Source organism: Kitasatospora sp. NPDC002543 (assembly GCF_053594915.1).
The window spans coordinates 1-16,220 of the sequence record NZ_JBSFWR010000146.1 but is presented as its reverse complement, the minus strand read 5'-3'; the positions used below and the strand labels follow the sequence as shown (position 1 = coordinate 16,220).

6 protein-coding genes and 1 pseudogene are annotated in these 16,220 nt (G+C 76.7%); all 7 read left to right on the top strand.

Translation table 11 applies throughout. The features are described from left to right. Positions 1 to 999, top strand: a 999-nt coding sequence (locus ACWD4P_RS35465; protein WP_449782460.1) for a beta-ketoacyl reductase, incomplete at its 5' end; no start/stop codon positions are given. Between the two features lie 70 nt (positions 1,000 to 1,069). Continuing rightward, a pseudogene (locus ACWD4P_RS35460) lies at positions 1,070 to 1,120 on the top strand (polyketide synthase docking domain-containing protein); the annotation flags it as partial. A gap of 21 nt (positions 1,121 to 1,141) precedes the next feature. Next, complete coding sequence (locus ACWD4P_RS35455) at positions 1,142 to 6,514, top strand: SDR family NAD(P)-dependent oxidoreductase (RefSeq protein ID WP_449782461.1); 5,373 nt, start codon at positions 1,142 to 1,144, stop codon at positions 6,512 to 6,514. A 26-nt stretch (positions 6,515 to 6,540) separates the two neighbouring features. Beyond that, positions 6,541 to 13,143 carry a thioester reductase domain-containing protein gene (locus ACWD4P_RS35450; protein ID WP_449782459.1) on the top strand — a complete coding sequence of 2,201 codons (6,603 nt, stop codon included), beginning with the start codon at positions 6,541 to 6,543 and terminating at the stop codon, positions 13,141 to 13,143. Beyond that, the gene (locus ACWD4P_RS35445) at positions 13,130 to 14,497 is read left to right on the top strand and encodes an FAD-dependent oxidoreductase (protein WP_449782458.1); all 1,368 of its coding nucleotides are present in this window, start codon (positions 13,130 to 13,132) and stop codon (positions 14,495 to 14,497) included. Before ACWD4P_RS35450 ends, ACWD4P_RS35445 begins: the two co-directional genes overlap by 14 nt. A gap of 38 nt (positions 14,498 to 14,535) precedes the next feature. Next, positions 14,536 to 15,378 (top strand): NAD(P)H-binding protein, encoded by an 843-nt coding sequence (locus ACWD4P_RS35440; RefSeq protein ID WP_359821233.1) that lies wholly within the window; start codon positions 14,536 to 14,538, stop codon positions 15,376 to 15,378. Between the two features lie 335 nt (positions 15,379 to 15,713). Further along, complete coding sequence (locus ACWD4P_RS35435) at positions 15,714 to 16,130, top strand: YybH family protein (RefSeq protein ID WP_359821231.1); 417 nt, start codon at positions 15,714 to 15,716, stop codon at positions 16,128 to 16,130. Positions 16,131 to 16,220 lie beyond the last annotated feature (90 nt).

The following is a 16,220-nucleotide window of genomic DNA, read 5'->3' as shown; positions in this document are numbered from 1 at the left end:
TTGGACGGGGTGCTGCGGCCGAAGGTGGACGGGGCGTGGAACCTCCACGAGCTGACCCGGGGCCAGGACCTCAGGGCGTTCGTCCTCTACTCCTCCGTCGCCGGTCTGCTCGGTACCGCCGGTCAGGCCAACTACGCGGCCGCCAACACCTTCCTGGACGCGCTGGCCCAGCACCGCCGGGCCCAGGGCCTGCCCGCCCACTCCCTCGCCTGGGGCCTGTGGTCGGAGGCCAGCGCCCTCAGCACCCACCTCTCCGAGGCCGACCTGCGCCGCCTGGCCCGGCTGGGCCTCAAGCCGATCGGCAACGCCGAGGGCACCGCGCTGTTCGACCGCGCCCTGACCCTGGACCACCCCGTCCAGGCCCTCACCGGGATCAGCCCCGCCGCGCTGCGCACGGCCACCGGGCTGCCCGCACCGCTGCGCGGCCTGGTACCCGCCGCCCCGGCCGCCCCGGCGGCGGCGCCCCGCACCGACACGCTCCCGCGGCGGCTCGCCGGGCTCGGACCGGACGAGCAGCGGCAGCTGCTCACCGACCTCGTCCGGACCGGGACGGCCGCCGTCCTGGGCCACGCCGACCACACCGGGATCGGCAGCTCCCGCGCCTTCACCGAGCTCGGCTTCGACTCGCTCACCGCGGTCGAGCTGCGCAACCGGCTGGGCTCCGCCACCGGGCTGCGACTGGCCAGCACGGTGGTCTTCGACCACCCCAGCCCGGCCGCGCTCGGCGCCCACCTGCGCGACCTGCTGGCCGCCGAACTGGCCCCGCCGTCCCCGGCCGAACCGGTCCTGGCCGAGCTGGCCAGGCTGCGCACGGCGCTGCCCGACGCCCTGTCCGACCCGGCGGGCCAGGAACGCGTCGTCGCCCGGCTGAGGGAGCTGCTGGACCTCGCCGACCCGGCCGGGCGGGCCGGCGCCGACGGGCCCGACGGCACGGACCTCGACGACCTCGACGACGCGACCGACGAGGACCTCTTCGCCCTGGTCGACGAACTCGAATGACCTCCATCGCCCGAACGACCCCCACCACCCCCGTCTCCCCCCACCGGAACGACCCTGGAGCTGAGACCACGTGAGTGACGAGAAGCAACTCCGCGAGTACCTCAAGCGGGCCGTCGCCGACGCCCGCGCCTCCCGCCGGCGACTGCGCGAGGTCGAGGAGAAGGAGCAGGAGCCGATCGCGATCGTCGCGATGGCCTGCCGCTACCCCGGCGGGGTGACCTCACCCGAGCAGCTGTGGCAGCTCGTCGCCGATGGCGTCGACGCCGTGTCGCCGTTCCCCGGGAACCGCGGCTGGGACGAGGACCTGTACCACCCGGACCCGGAGGCCGTCGGCCGCTCCTCCACCCGTTCCGGCGGCTTCCTGCACGACGCCGACCGCTTCGACCCCGAGTTCTTCGGGATGTCCCCGCGCGAGGCCCTGGCCACCGACCCGCAGCAGCGGCTGCTCCTGGAGACGGCCTGGGAGGCCTTCGAGCGCGGCCGGATCGTCCCGGACGAGGTGCGCGGCAGCCGCACCGGCGTGTTCGTCGGCGCGATGTACAACGACTACGGCTCGCGCCCCCACCTGCCCCCGCAGGACTTCGAGGGCTACCTGTTCGCGGGCAGCGCCGGCAGCGTCGCCTCCGGCCGGCTGGCCTACACCTTCGGCCTGGAGGGCCCGGCGGTCTCCGTGGACACCGCGTGCTCGTCCTCGCTGGTCGCCCTGCACCTGGCCGCCACCGCGCTGCGCCGGGGCGAGTGCGACCTCGCGCTGGCCGGCGGCGTCACGGTGCTGTCCACCCCGCTGCCGTTCGTCGAGTTCTCCCGGCTGCGCGGGCTCTCGCCGGACGGCCGCTGCAAGTCCTTCTCCGCGCACGCCGACGGCACCGGCTGGGCCGAGGGCGTCGGCCTGCTGCTGCTCGCCCGGCTCTCCGACGCCCGGCGCGACGGACTGCCGGTGCTCGCCGTGGTCAGCGGTTCGGCGATCAACCAGGACGGTGCCAGCAACGGGCTCACCGCGCCCAACGGCCCGGCCCAGGAGCGGGTGATCCGCCAGGCCCTCGCCGACGCCCGGATCGCCCCGGGGGACGTCGACGCCGTCGAGGCGCACGGCACCGGCACCACCCTCGGCGACCCGATCGAGGCCCGCGCCCTGCTCGCCACCTACGGCGAGGACCGCCCGCGCGAGCGGCCGCTCTGGCTGGGCTCGCTGAAGTCCAACATCGGCCACTCCCAGGCGGCGGCGGGCGTCGGCGGCGTCATCAAGATGGTCGAGGCGATCCGGCACGGCGTCCTGCCCAGGACGCTGCACGCCGAGGAGCCGACCCCGCACGTCGACTGGGACGACAGCGCGCTCGCCCTGCTCACCGAGGCCCGGGACTGGCCGGAGACCGGCCGCCCGCGCCGCGCCGCCGTCTCCTCCTTCGGCTTCAGCGGCACCAACGCCCACGTCATCGTCGAGCAGGCGCCCGCCGAGCAGGTGCCGAGCGACGGGGACGACGCGCCCGGGGCGCCGTCCGCGGACGCCGAGCCGTCCGCGCCGGTGGTGCTGCCGACCGTGCCGTGGCTGCTTTCCGGCCGGTCCGCCGAGGCCCTGGACGCCCGGGCCCGCGACCTGGCCGCGCTGCTCGCCGACCGCGACGGGACGGGCGGTGAAGGAACCGATCGCGGCGGCGCCGGCCTGCTGGACACCGCGCTGTCGCTCGCCACCACCCGCTCGGCGCTGCCCCACCGGGCCGTGGTGGTCGCCGCCGACCGGGACGAACTCGACCGGGGCCTCGCCGACATCGCCACCGGGGGCCCCGGCGCCCTGCTCGGCCGGGCCGGGGAGGGCCTCACCGCGTACATGTTCACCGGCGGCGGCGCCCAGCGGATCGGCATGGCCAACGAACTGCGGGCCGCCTTCCCGGCCTTCCGCGCGGCCTTCGACGAGGTCTGCGACGCCCTGGACGAGCACCTGCCGCGCCCGCTGCGCACGGTGATCGAGACGGGCGACGAACTCGACCAGATCGACTACACCCTCGCCGCGCTGTTCGCGGTCGGGGTGGCGCTCTACCGCCAGCTGGAGGCCTGGGGCGTGCGCCCCGACTACCTGGTCGGCCACTCCACCGGCGAGCTGATCGCCGCCCACGTCGGCGGCGTGCTCTCGCTGCCCGACGCCGCCACCCTGGTGACCGCCCGCGGCAGGCTGATGCGCTCGCTGCCCGAGGGCGGCGCGATGATCGCCATCCAGGCCACCGAGGAGCAGGTGCTCGCCGCCCTCGACCCGGACGGCCGGGCGGTGCTCGCCACCGTCAACGGACCGGAGGCGGTGGTGGTCTCCGGCGACGAGGACGCCGCCGTCGCGGTCGCCGCCGCGCTGCGCGAACGGGGCCACCGCACCAAGCGGCTGCCGATCAGCCACGCCTCGCACTCGCCGCGGATGGACCCGATCCTGGAGGAGTTCCGCGGTGTCGCCGAGAAACTGACCTTCCACCGGCCGACCGTCCGGATCGTCTCCACCGTCACCGGCGAGGTCGAGAACGGCGACCGCTGGACCACCGCCGACTACTGGGTGGACCAACTCCGCAACCCCGTACGGTTCCTGGACGCCGTGCGGACCCTGGAGGCCGAAGGCGTCGACACCTTCCTGGAGCTCGGCCCGGACGGCGTGCTCTCCGCCATGGCCGCGACCTGCGTCGAGCGCGCCACCAGCGCCACCGTCCCGGCGATGCGCCACGGCTACCCGGAGCCGCACACCCTGGTCTCGGCGCTCGGCCGGCTGCACGTGCGCGGGGTGCCCGTCGACTGGGCGGCGTTCTTCGCCGGCACCGGCGCCACCCCGGTGGACCTGCCGACCTACCCGTTCCAGCGCGAGCGGTACTGGCTGGAGCCGGCCGCCCCGCTGCCCGCCGCCGGCGCCGACCGGGCCGGCCACCCGCTGCTCGACACGGTCGTCCCGGTGGCCGACGCCGACGAACTGCTGGGCGCCGGAAGGGCCTCGGCCCGGGCCCTGCCCTGGCTGGCCGAGCACACCGTCGGCGACACCGCCGTGCTGCCGTCCGCCGCCCTGGTCGACGCGGTGCTGCGGGCCGGACGCGAGGCCGGCAGCCCCGTGCTGGACGAACTGACCGCGCACGCCCACCTCGCGGTGCCGGACACCGGGGCGGTGCCGCTGCAGGTCCGGGTCGGCGCGCCGGACGAGGACGGCCTGCGGCCGGTCGCCGTGCACGCGAAGCCGGAGGCGGACGGGGCCTGGCTGCGGCTGGCGCACGGCCGGCTGCGCGGGGAGGACGCCCCGGCCCCGGCCCCGGACGCCTTCGGACGGGACGCCTTCGGACGAGACGCCTTCGAACAGGACGCCTCCGGGCCGGGCGTCGAGCTCGTGCTCCCCGAGGAGTTCACGGCCGACGCCGACCGCTACGGGCTCCACCCCGCTCTGCTGCAGGCGGCCCTGGCCGCCGCCCCGGAGCAGCCGGCCGGGCGCCTCGCGGTCCGCTGGCAGGGCGTGCGGCTGCACCGCGCCGGCGCCACCGCCGTCCTGGCCCGGATCGTCCCCACCGGCGAGTCCACCGTGTCCGTGCGGCTCACCGACCCGGACGGCGCCCCGGTGGCGAGCGTCGAGTCGGTGACGCTGCGCGCGGCCGGGCCGGCCGACCTGGCCGGAGCCCCCGGCCCGGGCCGCGCCCTGCACCACCTGGTCTGGAGCCCGCCGGCCGTCCGGCCCGCCCGCCCCACCGGCTGGGCGACCCTCGGCGGCGCCGAGGAACCCGGCTCCGGCCTGCCGCACCACCCCGATCCCGCGTCGGCGGGCGCGGCGGCCGCCGCCGGCGCCGACCTGCGGGTGCTCGTCGTCCGGCGGCCCGAACCGGCCGAGCCCACACCGGAGTCGCTGCGCGACGCCGTCGGGCGGACACTGGCCCTGCTCCAGGAGTGGCTGGCCGACGACCGGCTCGCCGGCACCCGGCTGGTGCTCGTCACCCGCGGCGCGGTGGCCGTCGCGGAGAAGGAGTCGCCGCACCTGGACGAGGCCGCCGTACGGGGCCTGGTCCGCTCCGCGCAGTCCGAGAACCCGGGCCGGATCGTCCTCGTGGACAGCGACACCGAGCGGCCCGACCCGGCCCTGCTCGCCGCGATCGCCGCCACCGACGAGCCGCAGGCCGCCGTCCGGGACGGCCGGCTGCTCGTCCCCCGGCTGCACCGGACCCCCGCCACCGCGGAGCAGGCGCCCGCCGCCTGGCGGCCGGACGGGACCGTCCTGATCACCGGCGGCGCCGGCGCGCTCGGTGGCGCCGTCGCCCGCCACCTGGTCGCCGAGCACGGCGTGCGCCACCTGCTGCTGGCCGGCCGGCGCGGCGCGCAGGCCCCCGGGGCCGAGCCGCTGCGCGCCGAACTCGCCGCGCTCGGCGCGGAGGTGACCGTCGCCGCCTGCGACGTCGCCGACCGCGGGGCGCTCGCGGCGCTGCTCGCCGCGGTGCCCGCCGACCGCCCGCTGAGCGGGGTGGTGCACGCTGCGGGCGTCCTCGACAACGGGCTGCTCCCGGCGCTCACCCCCGAGCAGCTGGCGGGCGTGCTGCGCTCCCGGGTCGACGCGGCCCGGCACCTGCACGAGCTGACCCGGGACCAGGACCTCACCGCCTTCGTCCTGTTCTCGTCCGTCGTCGCCGTCTTCGGCGGCCCCGGCCAGGCCAACTACGCGGCGGCCGGCGCCGCCCTGGACGCCCTGGCGCACCAGCGCCGGGCCCAGGGCCTGCCGGCGACCTCGCTGGCCTGGGGCCTGTGGGAGGTCGAGGGCGGGATCAACGCCGGGATCACCGCGGCCGACCGCGCCCGCTTCGCCCGGGAGGGCTTCCTGCCGGTCGGCCCGGAACAGGGCCTCGCCCTGTTCGACGCCGCCCTGCGGGTGGACCCGCCCGCGCTCACCGCCACCCCGTTCGACCTCGCGGCGGTGCGGGCCCTGGACCCGGTGCCGGCCCTGCTGCGGGCCCTGGTCCCGGCGGGCACCCGGCGCCCCCGGGCCGCCGAGGCCGTCCCGCTGGTCAAGCGGCTGGCAGGGCTCGCCCCCGACGGGCGCACCGAGCTCGTGCTCGACCTGGTCCGCACCGAGGTGGCGGGCGTGCTCGGCTTCCGCGACCCGGCCGACGTCGACCCCCAGCGCCCCTTCCAGGAGCTCGGCTTCGACTCGCTGACCGCCGTCCAGCTGCGCAACCGGCTGGGCGAGGCCGCCGGGCTCACACTGCCGGTGACGGTGGTGTTCGCCCACCCGACGCCGCTCGCGCTGGCCGGCTTCCTGCTCGGCGAGGTGGCGCCGCAGGACGCTGCCGAGCCCTCGTCCGCCGTCCTGGCCGAACTCGACCGGCTGGAGGAGGTGCTCTCCGCCGTCGGCGACGAGGAGGAACGCGGCACCGTCACCGTCCGGCTGCAGACCATCCTGTCGCGCTGGCTGGAGGCCTGGGGCACCCCCGCCGCCGACGGCGCGGTGACCGACCTGGAGGACGCCTCGACCGCCGAGCTCCTCGACTTCATCGACAACGAGCTCGGCCGTGCCGGCAACTGACGACCGGCACACCGGACAGGGAAGGGGTGACCGTCCGCATGGCGGATGAGAAGAAGCTGGCCGAGTACCTGAAGTGGGTCACGGCCGACCTGCAGAAGGCCCGGCGCCGCGTCGCGGAACTGGAGGCCGGCCGCGGCGAGCCGATCGCCGTCGTCGGCATGGCCTGCCGGTTCCCCGGCGGGGTGGGCTCGGCGGAGGAGCTGTGGCAGCTCGTCGCCGAGGGCCGGGACGCCGTCACGGAGTTCCCCACCGACCGCGGGTGGGACCTGGACGCGCTGTACGACGAGGACCCGGACACCCCGGGCACCTCCTACACCCGGGAGGGCGGGTTCCTGGACGGCGCGGCCGAGTTCGACGCCGCGTTCTTCGGGGTCTCGCCGCGCGAGGCGGTCTCCATGGACCCCCAGCAGAGGGTCCTGCTGGAGACGGCCTGGGAGACCTTCGAGCACGCCGGGATCGACCCGACCGCGCTCCGGGGCGAGGACGTCGGGGTCTTCGTCGGGGCGGTCGAACAGACCTACCTCGGCCTCCAGGGCCCGGCCGAGCTGGAGGGCTACCTGCTGACCGGCAAGCTCACCAGCGTCGCCTCCGGTCGGATCTCCTACTCGTTCGGCTTCGAGGGCCCGGCGATCACGGTGGACACGGCCTGCTCCTCCTCGCTGGTGGCGCTGCACCTCGCCGCCCAGTCACTGCGCAACGGCGAGTCCTCCCTCGCCCTGGCCGGCGGGGTGACGATCAGCGCGACGCCCGGCGGGTTCGTCGACTTCTCCCGGCAGCGCGGCCTGGCCGCGGACGGCCGGTGCAAGTCCTTCGCGGCCGCCGCCGACGGCACCGGCTGGTCGGAGGGCGTGGGCCTGCTGCTCGTCGAGCGGCTCTCCGACGCCGTCCGCAACGGGCACCGGGTGCTGGCCGTGCTGCGCTCCTCGGCGGTCAACCAGGACGGCGCGTCCAACGGGCTCACCGCACCCAGCGGGCCGTCCCAGGAGCGGGTGATCCGCCAGGCGCTGGCCGAGGCCCGGCTGGACCCGGCGGACGTGGACGCGGTCGAGGCGCACGGCACCGGCACCCGGCTCGGCGACCCGATCGAGGCGCAGGCGCTGCTGGCCGCCTACGGCGCGCAGCGGCCGGCCGAACGGCCGCTCTGGCTGGGCTCGTTGAAGTCCAACATCGGCCACTCGGCGGCCGCCGCCGGGGTCGGCGGCGTGATCAAGACGATCCAGGCGATCCGGCACGGCGTGCTGCCGAAGACCCTGCACGTGGACCGGCCGACCCCGCTGGTCGACTGGTCGGCGGGCGCGGTGCGACTGCTCACCGAGCAGCGGCCGTGGCCGGAGACCGGCCGCCCGCGCCGGGCGGCGGTGTCGGCCTTCGGAGTGAGCGGCACCAACGCGCACGTGATCATCGAGCAGGCGCCGGCCGCCGAGCCCGCCGAGCCCGCCGAGCCCGCCGAGGCCGACGGTCCCGCCGAGGGTGGTTCCACGGCGCGTCCGCTGCCCGCCGTGCCCTGGCTGCTCTCGGCCCGTACCCCGAGCGCCGTACGGGCCCAGGCCGGACGGCTGCTCGCCCTCGCCGAGCGACGGCCCGAACTGTCCGCGGCGGACCTCGCGTTCTCGCTGGCGGCGACCCGGGCCGGCCTGGAGCACCGGGCCGCCGTGGTGGGCGCGGACCGCGCCGAACTGCTCGACGGGCTGCGGGCCTTGGCCGCCGACGGGGACGGTGTCGTCACCGCGGCCCCGCCGCGGCCGGGCAGACTGGCCTTCCTGTTCACCGGCCAGGGTGCCCAGCGGGCCGGGATGGGCCTGGAACTGCACCGGGAGTTCCCGGAGTTCGCGGCCGCGTTCGACGCGGTGTGCGCCGCGGTCGACCCGCACCTGGACCGCCCGCTGCGCGAGGTGATCGCCACCGGCGAGCGGCTCGACGACACGGCGTACGCCCAACCCGCGCTGTTCGCCCACGAGGTGGCGCTGGCCCGGTTGGTCGGCTCCTGGGGCGTGCGGCCGGACGTCCTCGCCGGACACTCGGTGGGCGAGTTCGCCGCCGCCCACCTCGCGGGCGTTCTGACGCTCGACGACGCGGCGGCGCTGGTCGCCGCCCGGGGCCGGCTGATGCAGGCGCTGCCGCCGGGCGGCGCGATGGCGGCGCTGCGCGTCTCGGCCGAGGAGGTCGGGCCGCTGCTCGCCGCCCACCCGGGCCGGGTCGGGCTCGCCGCCGTCAACGGCCCGGCCGCGGTGGTGGTCTCGGGCGAGGAGGCGGTGGTCGAGGAGATCGCCGCGGCCGTCCGGGGGTGGGGCCGGTCCGCCAAGCGGCTGGTGGTCAGCCACGCCTTCCACTCCCCGCTGATGGAACCGATGACCGAGGAGTTCGCCCGGGTGCTCGAGGGCGTGACGCTGAGCGCGCCCACCGTCCCGATCGTCTCCACGGTGACCGGCCGGCTCGTCACCGAGGAGCAGCTGCGCTCGCCCGAGTACTGGATCGACCAGGCGCGCAGCCCGGTGCGCTTCCTCGACGCCGTCCGCACCCTGGCCGCGCGGCAGGTGGGCGTGACGCTGGAGCTGGGCCCGGCGGCCGTCCTGACCGCGATGGTCGAGGACTGCCTCGCCGACGGCCCGGGGGTGGTGCCGGTGGCCGCCGCGCGGTCCGGCTGGTCCGAGCCGCGGGCCCTGGTCGCCGCGCTGGGCCGGCTGTGGGCCGCGGCCGCCCCGGTCGACTGGCCGGCGTTCCTGGCCCCGGCCCGACCCCGCCCGGTGGAGCTGCCGAGCTACCCCTTCGAACGGCGGCGTTACTGGGTGGACGCCGCCGAGGAACGGCCCGCGGACCCGCTCGCCGGGCACCCGCTGCTGGACTCGGCCGTCGAGGTGGCAGGCAGCGACGCCATGGTGTTCACCGGCCGGGTGTCGGCGCGCTCCCAGCCCTGGCTGGCCGACCGCACCCTGCACGGCGAACCGGTGCTGCCCGCCGCCGCCCTGCTGGACCTGGCGATCCGGGCGGGCGATGAACTCGGCTGCGGGCTGGTCGAGGAGCTGACCCTCACCCGGCCGGTGGCGCTGCCGCACCGCGGCCGGCTGCGGCTCCAACTGGCCGTCGGCGCGGCGGAGCCGGACGGCGGACGGCCGTTCACCGTGCACACCGGCGCCGACCAGGACCGCCCGGTGTGGACGGCCTGCGCCACCGGTCGGCTCGCCCCCGGTGGCCGGCCGGCCCCGGTCGACCTCGGGGCCTGGCCGCCCGCCGGCGCCGAGCCGCTCGACCCGGCGGACGCTCCCGGCCATCCGCTTCACCCGGCGGGCGCCTCCGCCGGTCCGACCGCCCTGTGGCGCCGCGGCGAGGAGCTGTACGCCGAGGCCCGGCTGCCCGAGGGCGCCGGGGCCGACGGCTACGGGCTGCACCCCGCGCTGCTGGACACCGTCGTCCAGGGCGCGGCCCGGGCCGTCGGCCTCCCCGGGGTCTTCGCCGAGTGGCGGGGCGTGCGGCTGCACGCCGTCGGCGCCTCCTCCGTCCGGGCCCGGCTGACGCCCGGCGCCGACGGCGGCTGGGCGGTGCTGCTCGCGGACCGGCACGGCCGTCCGGTCGCCTCCGTCGCCGCCACCCGGGCCCGCCCGGTCGACGGGGCCGAGGTCGCGGCGGCCCGCGCGCGGCCGTACGACTCGCTGTTCCGGCTCGCCTGGACGCCCGTCGTCCCGGCGGCCCCGGCCGCACCCCCGGTGTGGGCCGCACTGGACGGCGGAGCGGACGGCGGCGCCGCCACCGAGGGCCTGCCGGTCTCCCACCGGTTCGCCGACCCGGAGGCGGCACTGGCCTCGCCGGAGGCCTTCACCGCCCTGCTCGCCCCGATCGACCCGCCGGGCGGCGACGCGGCCGCCGGGGCGCGGGAGGCCGCCTCGCGGGCGCTGGCGCTCGCACGGAGCTGGGCGGCCGAGGACCGGGCGGCCGACGCGCCGCTGGTGGTGGTCACCCGGGGCGCGGTCGCCACCGGCCGGGACACCGGCGCCACCGACCCGGCCACGGCCGCGGTCTGGGGCCTGCTCCGCTCGGCCCAGTCGGAACTGCCCGGCCGGATCGTCCTCGTCGACCTGGACGAGGACCCGGCCTCGGCGGCGGCCCTGCCCGCCGTCCTCGCCTCCGGCGAAACCCAGACGGCCGTCCGGGCCGGCACGGTGCTGGTGCCCCGGCTGGCCCGCACCGCACCCCCGGGAGGACCGGCCGGCCGGCCCTGGAACCCCGAGGGCACCGTGCTCGTCACCGGTGGCACCGGCGCGCTCGGCGCGCTCTTCGCCCGCCACCTGGTGCGCGCCCACGGCGTCCGGCACCTGCTGCTGGCCGGCCGCAGCGGCCCGGCGGCCCCCGGCGCGGCCGCCCTGGCCGAGGAACTCGCCGCGCTGGGCGCCCGGGTGACGATCAGCGCCTGCGACCTCGGCGACCGGGAGGCGGTCGCCGCGTTGCTCGCCGAGGTCCCCGAGCGGCACCCGCTCACCGCGGTGGTGCACGCGGCCGGCGTCCGGGACGACGGCATGGTCACCGGCCAGACGGCCGAGCGGCTGGCCGGCGTGCTGCGCCCCAAGGCCGACGCCGCCTGGCATCTGCACGAACTGACGGCACATCAGGAACTGTCCGCCTTCGTGCTGTTCTCCTCCGTCGCCGGCCTGGTGGGCGGCCCCGGCCAGGCCACCTACGCCGCGGCGAACACCTTCCTCGACGCGCTCGCCGAGCACCGCGCCGCCCTGGGCCTGCCCGCGACCTCGGTCGCCTGGGGCCTGTGGGCCACCGCGGGCGGCATGGGCGGGGAGCTGGGCGAGGCCGATCTGAAGCGCATCGCCCGCACCGGCCTGCTGCCCGTCACCGAGGAGGACGGCCCCGGCCTGCTGGACGCCGCCCTGGCCCTCGGCCCCGGCGCGGTCGCCGCCAGTCCCCTGGACCTGGCAGCCCTGCGCGCCCGGCCCGACCAGGTCCCGGCGGTGTTCGCGGCGCTGGCACGGACCGCGCCACGGCCCTCCGCCCAGGACGGCGCCGCCCCGGCGGCCTCGCTCGCCGAACGGCTGGAGGGGCTGCCCGAGGCCGGTCGGTGGGAGGCCGTGCTCGACTTCGTCCGCCACGAGGTCGCCCTGGTGCTGGGCCACCCGAACCCGGGCGCCATCGGCGCGGACCGCCCGTTCGCCGAGCTCGGCTTCGACTCGCTGACCTCCGTCGAACTGCGCAACCGGCTCAGCGGCGGCTCCGGGATCAGGCTCTCGGCCTCGGTGGTCTTCGAGCACCCCACGCCGGCGGCGCTCGGCAAGCACCTGTTCGCCGAACTGCTCGCCGGCACCCCCGAACCGGCCCGCGCCGCGGTGGACTTCGCCGCCGAGATCACCCTGGACGAGTCCATCCGGCCCGCCGGGGAGGTCAGCCGGGTGGCCGTCGACCCCCGGGAGATCCTGCTGACCGGTGCGACCGGCTTCCTCGGGGCGTTCCTGCTCCGGGACCTGCTGCGCACGACCACCGCCCGGGTGCACTGCCTGGTGCGGGGCACCGACCGGGCCGACGCCGAGCGCCGGCTGCACGAGAACCTGGCCTGGTACGAACTGGGGGAGGAGGTCGACCGCGGCCGGCTGACCGTCCACGTCGGCGATCTCACGCTGCCGCGCCTGGGCCTCACCGAGGAGGACTTCGACGACCTGGCCCGCCGCGTGGACGTGGTCTACCACGCCGGTGCGACGGTCAGCTGGCTGCGGCCGTACGCCGAGCTGCGGCCGGCCAACGTGGACGGCACCCGCGAGGTGCTCCGGCTGGCCGCCCGGCACCGGACCGTCCCGGTGCACCAGGTGTCCACCAGCGGGGTGTTCCCCGCCCCCCGGGGCGAGGCGCTGCCGGTCGAGGTGGACGCGCCGACCGGCCCCGGCGAGGAGCTGTGGAACGGCTACCTGCAGAGCAAGTGGGTGGCCGAGCAGGTCATCGGGATCGCCCGCGGGCGCGGACTGCCGGTGTCCCTGTACCGGGTGGACGTGGTCTGCGGCGACCAGCGGGCGGGCGCCTGCCAGACCCGGGACTTCGTCTGGCTGAGCCTCAAGGGCGTGCTCCAGGCGGGCGCCGTGCCCGACCGGCTCGCCGGGTCCTTCCACATGGTGCCGGTCGACTACGTCAGCGGGGCGATCACCGCGCTGGCGGCGGACCCGAAGGCCTCGGGCGGCACGTTCCACCTCTTCAACGAGCAGACCCAGCCCTTCGCGGACTTCGTCGACCACCTGCGGGGCCGCGGGTACCGGCTGCCCGAGGTCGGGTGGGAGGACTGGCGCGCCCGGGTGCGCGCCGACCGCCACAACGCGCTGACCCCGCTGCTCGACGCCTTCGAGGCGCTGATGGCGGGCGACGGCAGGGCGACCTACCCGCCGCTGGACGTGACCCGGACGGAGCGGGCGCTGGAGGGCACCGGGATCGCCTGCCCGGCGATCGACCGGGAGCTGTTCGGGAGGTACGTGGACTTCTTCGTCCGGGCCGGCTGGTTCCCGGAGCCCGGAGCCGCCGAGGAGGGCGCCCCGGCCGCCCCGGTCGTACCGGTGGCGCAGGGCGCGCCCACGGCACCGAACGCACGGAACGCACGGAACGCACGGACAGAGCAGACACCGCAGAGGAGCGAGCACCGTGGGGACAACTGATCGGAACCGGGCCGTCGTCCTGGGCGCGAGCATGGCCGGGCTGCTGGCGGCCCGGGTGCTCGCCGACTCCTACCGCGAGGTCCTGGTGGTGGAGCGGGACGACCTCACCGAGCACGTCTGCGCCGACGCGCACGACTGCCCGCGCCGGGGCGTGCCGCAGGGCGCCCACGTACACGCCCTGCTGGCCCGCGGCCGGCAGGTGCTGGAGGAGTTCTTCCCGGGCATCACCGGGGAGTTGACCTCCGACGGCGCCGCCGCGGGCGACGTCACCGGCCAGGTCCGCTGGGTCATGAACGGCCACCGGATGCCCAAGCCGCACTCCGACATGCTGCTGCTGTCGATGAGCCGGCCGTTCCTGGAGCAGCGGGTCCGCCGCCGGCTGCGCGCGCTGCCCAACGTCCGGGTACTGGAACGGCACGACCTCGTCGGACTGTTGACCTCGCCGGACGACAGCGCCGTGGTGGGCGTGAACGTGGTCTCCGAGGGCCGGGGGCGGAGCCTGGCCGCCGACCTGGTGGTGGACGCGACCGGGCGCCGCTCGCGGACCCCGGCCTGGCTGAAGGCGCTCGGCTACCCGGCGGTCGAGGAGGAGGAGCTGCGGATCGGCGTGGGCTACGCCACCCAGTACTTCCGCCTCCCGGACGAGGCGATGCCCGACGAGATCTCGATCGACGTGGTCGCCGCACCGGAGACCGGACGCGGCGCCATCTGCGCCCGGATCGAGAACGGGCGCAACGTGGTCACCGCCTACGGCATCCTCGGCGACTACCCACCGAGCGACTCGGCGGGCTTCCTGGACTTCCTCAAGTCGCTGTCCGCGCCGGACATCCACGAGGCCGTCCGGGACCAGGAGCCGCTCGGCGACCCGGTCGCCTACCGGTTCCCCGCCAACCTGCGCCGCCGCTACGAGCGGCTGACCGCCTTCCCGGACGGGCTGCTGGTGCTCGGCGACGCCGTGTGCAGCTTCAACCCGGTGTACGGGCAGGGCATGACCGTCGCCGCACTCGGCGCGACCGTGCTGCGCGACCACGTCACCCGTCCTGGGGTGCCGCGGCCCGCCGCCTTCTTCGCCGACCTCGCCCGGCGGGCGGTGGACCACGTCTGGTCCATGACCACCGGCGCGGACCTGGCCTTCCCCGGCGTCGAGGGGGAGCGGAGCGCCGAGCTGCTGGAGGAACACGCCTACCTGGACCGGCTGTTGACTGCGGCGGCGGAGGATCCGTCGCTGCTGACCGCCTACGCTCGGGTGGTGTTCCTGGTGGACCCGCCGTCGGCGCTCGCCGCGCCGGAGGTGGTGGCCGCCGTCGAGGCGGTCGAGCGGGCCGGGGCCCCGGATCCCGCACACAGCTTCTGATGAAGCGTCAGAATCCCGATTCCGAGGGACTGGAGAACATGAGCAACTCACCCGTACTGGTACTGGGCGGCACCGGCAAGACGGGGCGCCGGGTCGCGCGCCGGCTGACCGAGCGCGGCAGGGAGGCCCGGATCGCCTCCCGTTCCGGCGCGCAGCGCTTCGACTGGCACGACCGGGAGACCTGGGCGCCGGCCGTCGAGGACGTCGAGGCGGTCTACGTCGTGGACGAGCAGGGCGCCGAATCGGCCCGTCTGCTCTCGGAGTTCGCCGCGCTCGCCACCGGGCGCGGAGTGCGCCGGCTGGTGCTGCTGTCGGCGCGGACGCTGGAGCAGTGGCCGGCGGACTCGCCGATCTTCGCCGCCGAGCACGCCGTGCGGGAGTCCGGCGCGCAGTGGACGATCCTGCGGCCGACCTGGTTCGCGCAGAACTTCAGCGAGGACCGGCTGCTGCGCGAGGACGTGCGCGAGGGGGAGCTCGTGCTGCCCGACTGGCAGGGGCGGGAGCCCTTCGTGGACGCCGAGGACATCGCCGCGGTCGCGGTGGCCGCGCTCACCGAGGACGGCCACGCGGGGGAGGTCTACGCGCTGTCCGGCCCCCGGCTGATGACCTTCGGCGACTGCGCGGACGCGATCGCCGCGGCCGCCGGCCGGGAGCTCCGCAAGGTGGACGCGAGCCGCGAGGAGTACACCGAGCACCTCGTCCGGCGCGGCTACCCCCGGGACTTCGGCGGCTTCCTGAACGAGATCTTCGACACCATCCGCAGGGGTGAGACCGCCTATCTGTCGGACGGTGTCCAGCGGGCCCTCGGGCGGCCGCCGCGCGATTTCTCCGAGTACGTCGCGGAGACCTCGTGGGAGATTTCCGGGAGGAATTCCGGCTGATTCCGGAAAGGCCCACGACGGGAACTCCGGCCGGAATACCGGTGGTCTCGGCCCGGTAATCCTCCGCTCTCCGCCGCAGGTCGGCGGCGATTACCGGAGGATTGCCGGACCGGGCCCGGACGGTCGGTACGGTGTTCCCGCCGAGAACGGTTCGGGGCCGATCCGAGCGCACCGTCGGGGCACCTCGTTCGAACCCGCCGTCCCCGGCGCACCACCCGAACACGACGCCCGAGCGCGAGGCCCGATCACGACGCCCGAGCGCGACGCCCGCGGGCACACCACCCGAGCACATCGTCCGACGACCATCCGAGTGGAAGAGAACGGAGCGGTGAACCATGGCCAGTGAGTCCATCACCAAGTACCTGGCGAGCGACATCGAGCAGCACCAGGAATTGTTCGGCGAGGCGTTCAACTCCGGCGACGCGGACGCGGTCAACTCCATGTACACCGAGGACGCCGTCGGCGTCTGGGACCCGGGGGTGCCGCTGTCCGGCGAGGCCCGGCGGGAGTACGTCCGGCGGTTCCTGTCCCACGGCCCCACCGTGGACGCGACCGTGCTCCAGACGCTGGTCTCCGGGGACCAGGCCATGCTGGTCGTCGAGTGGACGATCGACACGAAGGACGACGACGGCAACCCGGAGCGGCTCCAGGGCGTCGCCATCGACGTGCTCAAGCGCGGCGAGGACGGCAACTGGCGCTACGTCATCGACAACCCCTACGGCGTGAGCGGCCCCCGCACGCCGCAGGGCTGAGACCGGCGGTGTCCCGGCCCCCGCCCCGGTGGACCGGGACACCGCCCCACCGGGTCCCGCGCCCGGGGGGGGGGGGGGGCGGGCGCGCCC

Excerpts from the sequence above, each read along its gene's own strand:
- ACWD4P_RS35435 (WP_359821231.1), top strand. The coding sequence starts at position 15,714 with ATGGCCAGTGAGTCCATCACCAAGTACCTGGCGAGCGACATCGAGCAG.
- ACWD4P_RS35440 (WP_359821233.1), top strand. The coding sequence starts at position 14,536 with ATGAGCAACTCACCCGTACTGGTACTGGGCGGCACCGGCAAGACGGGG.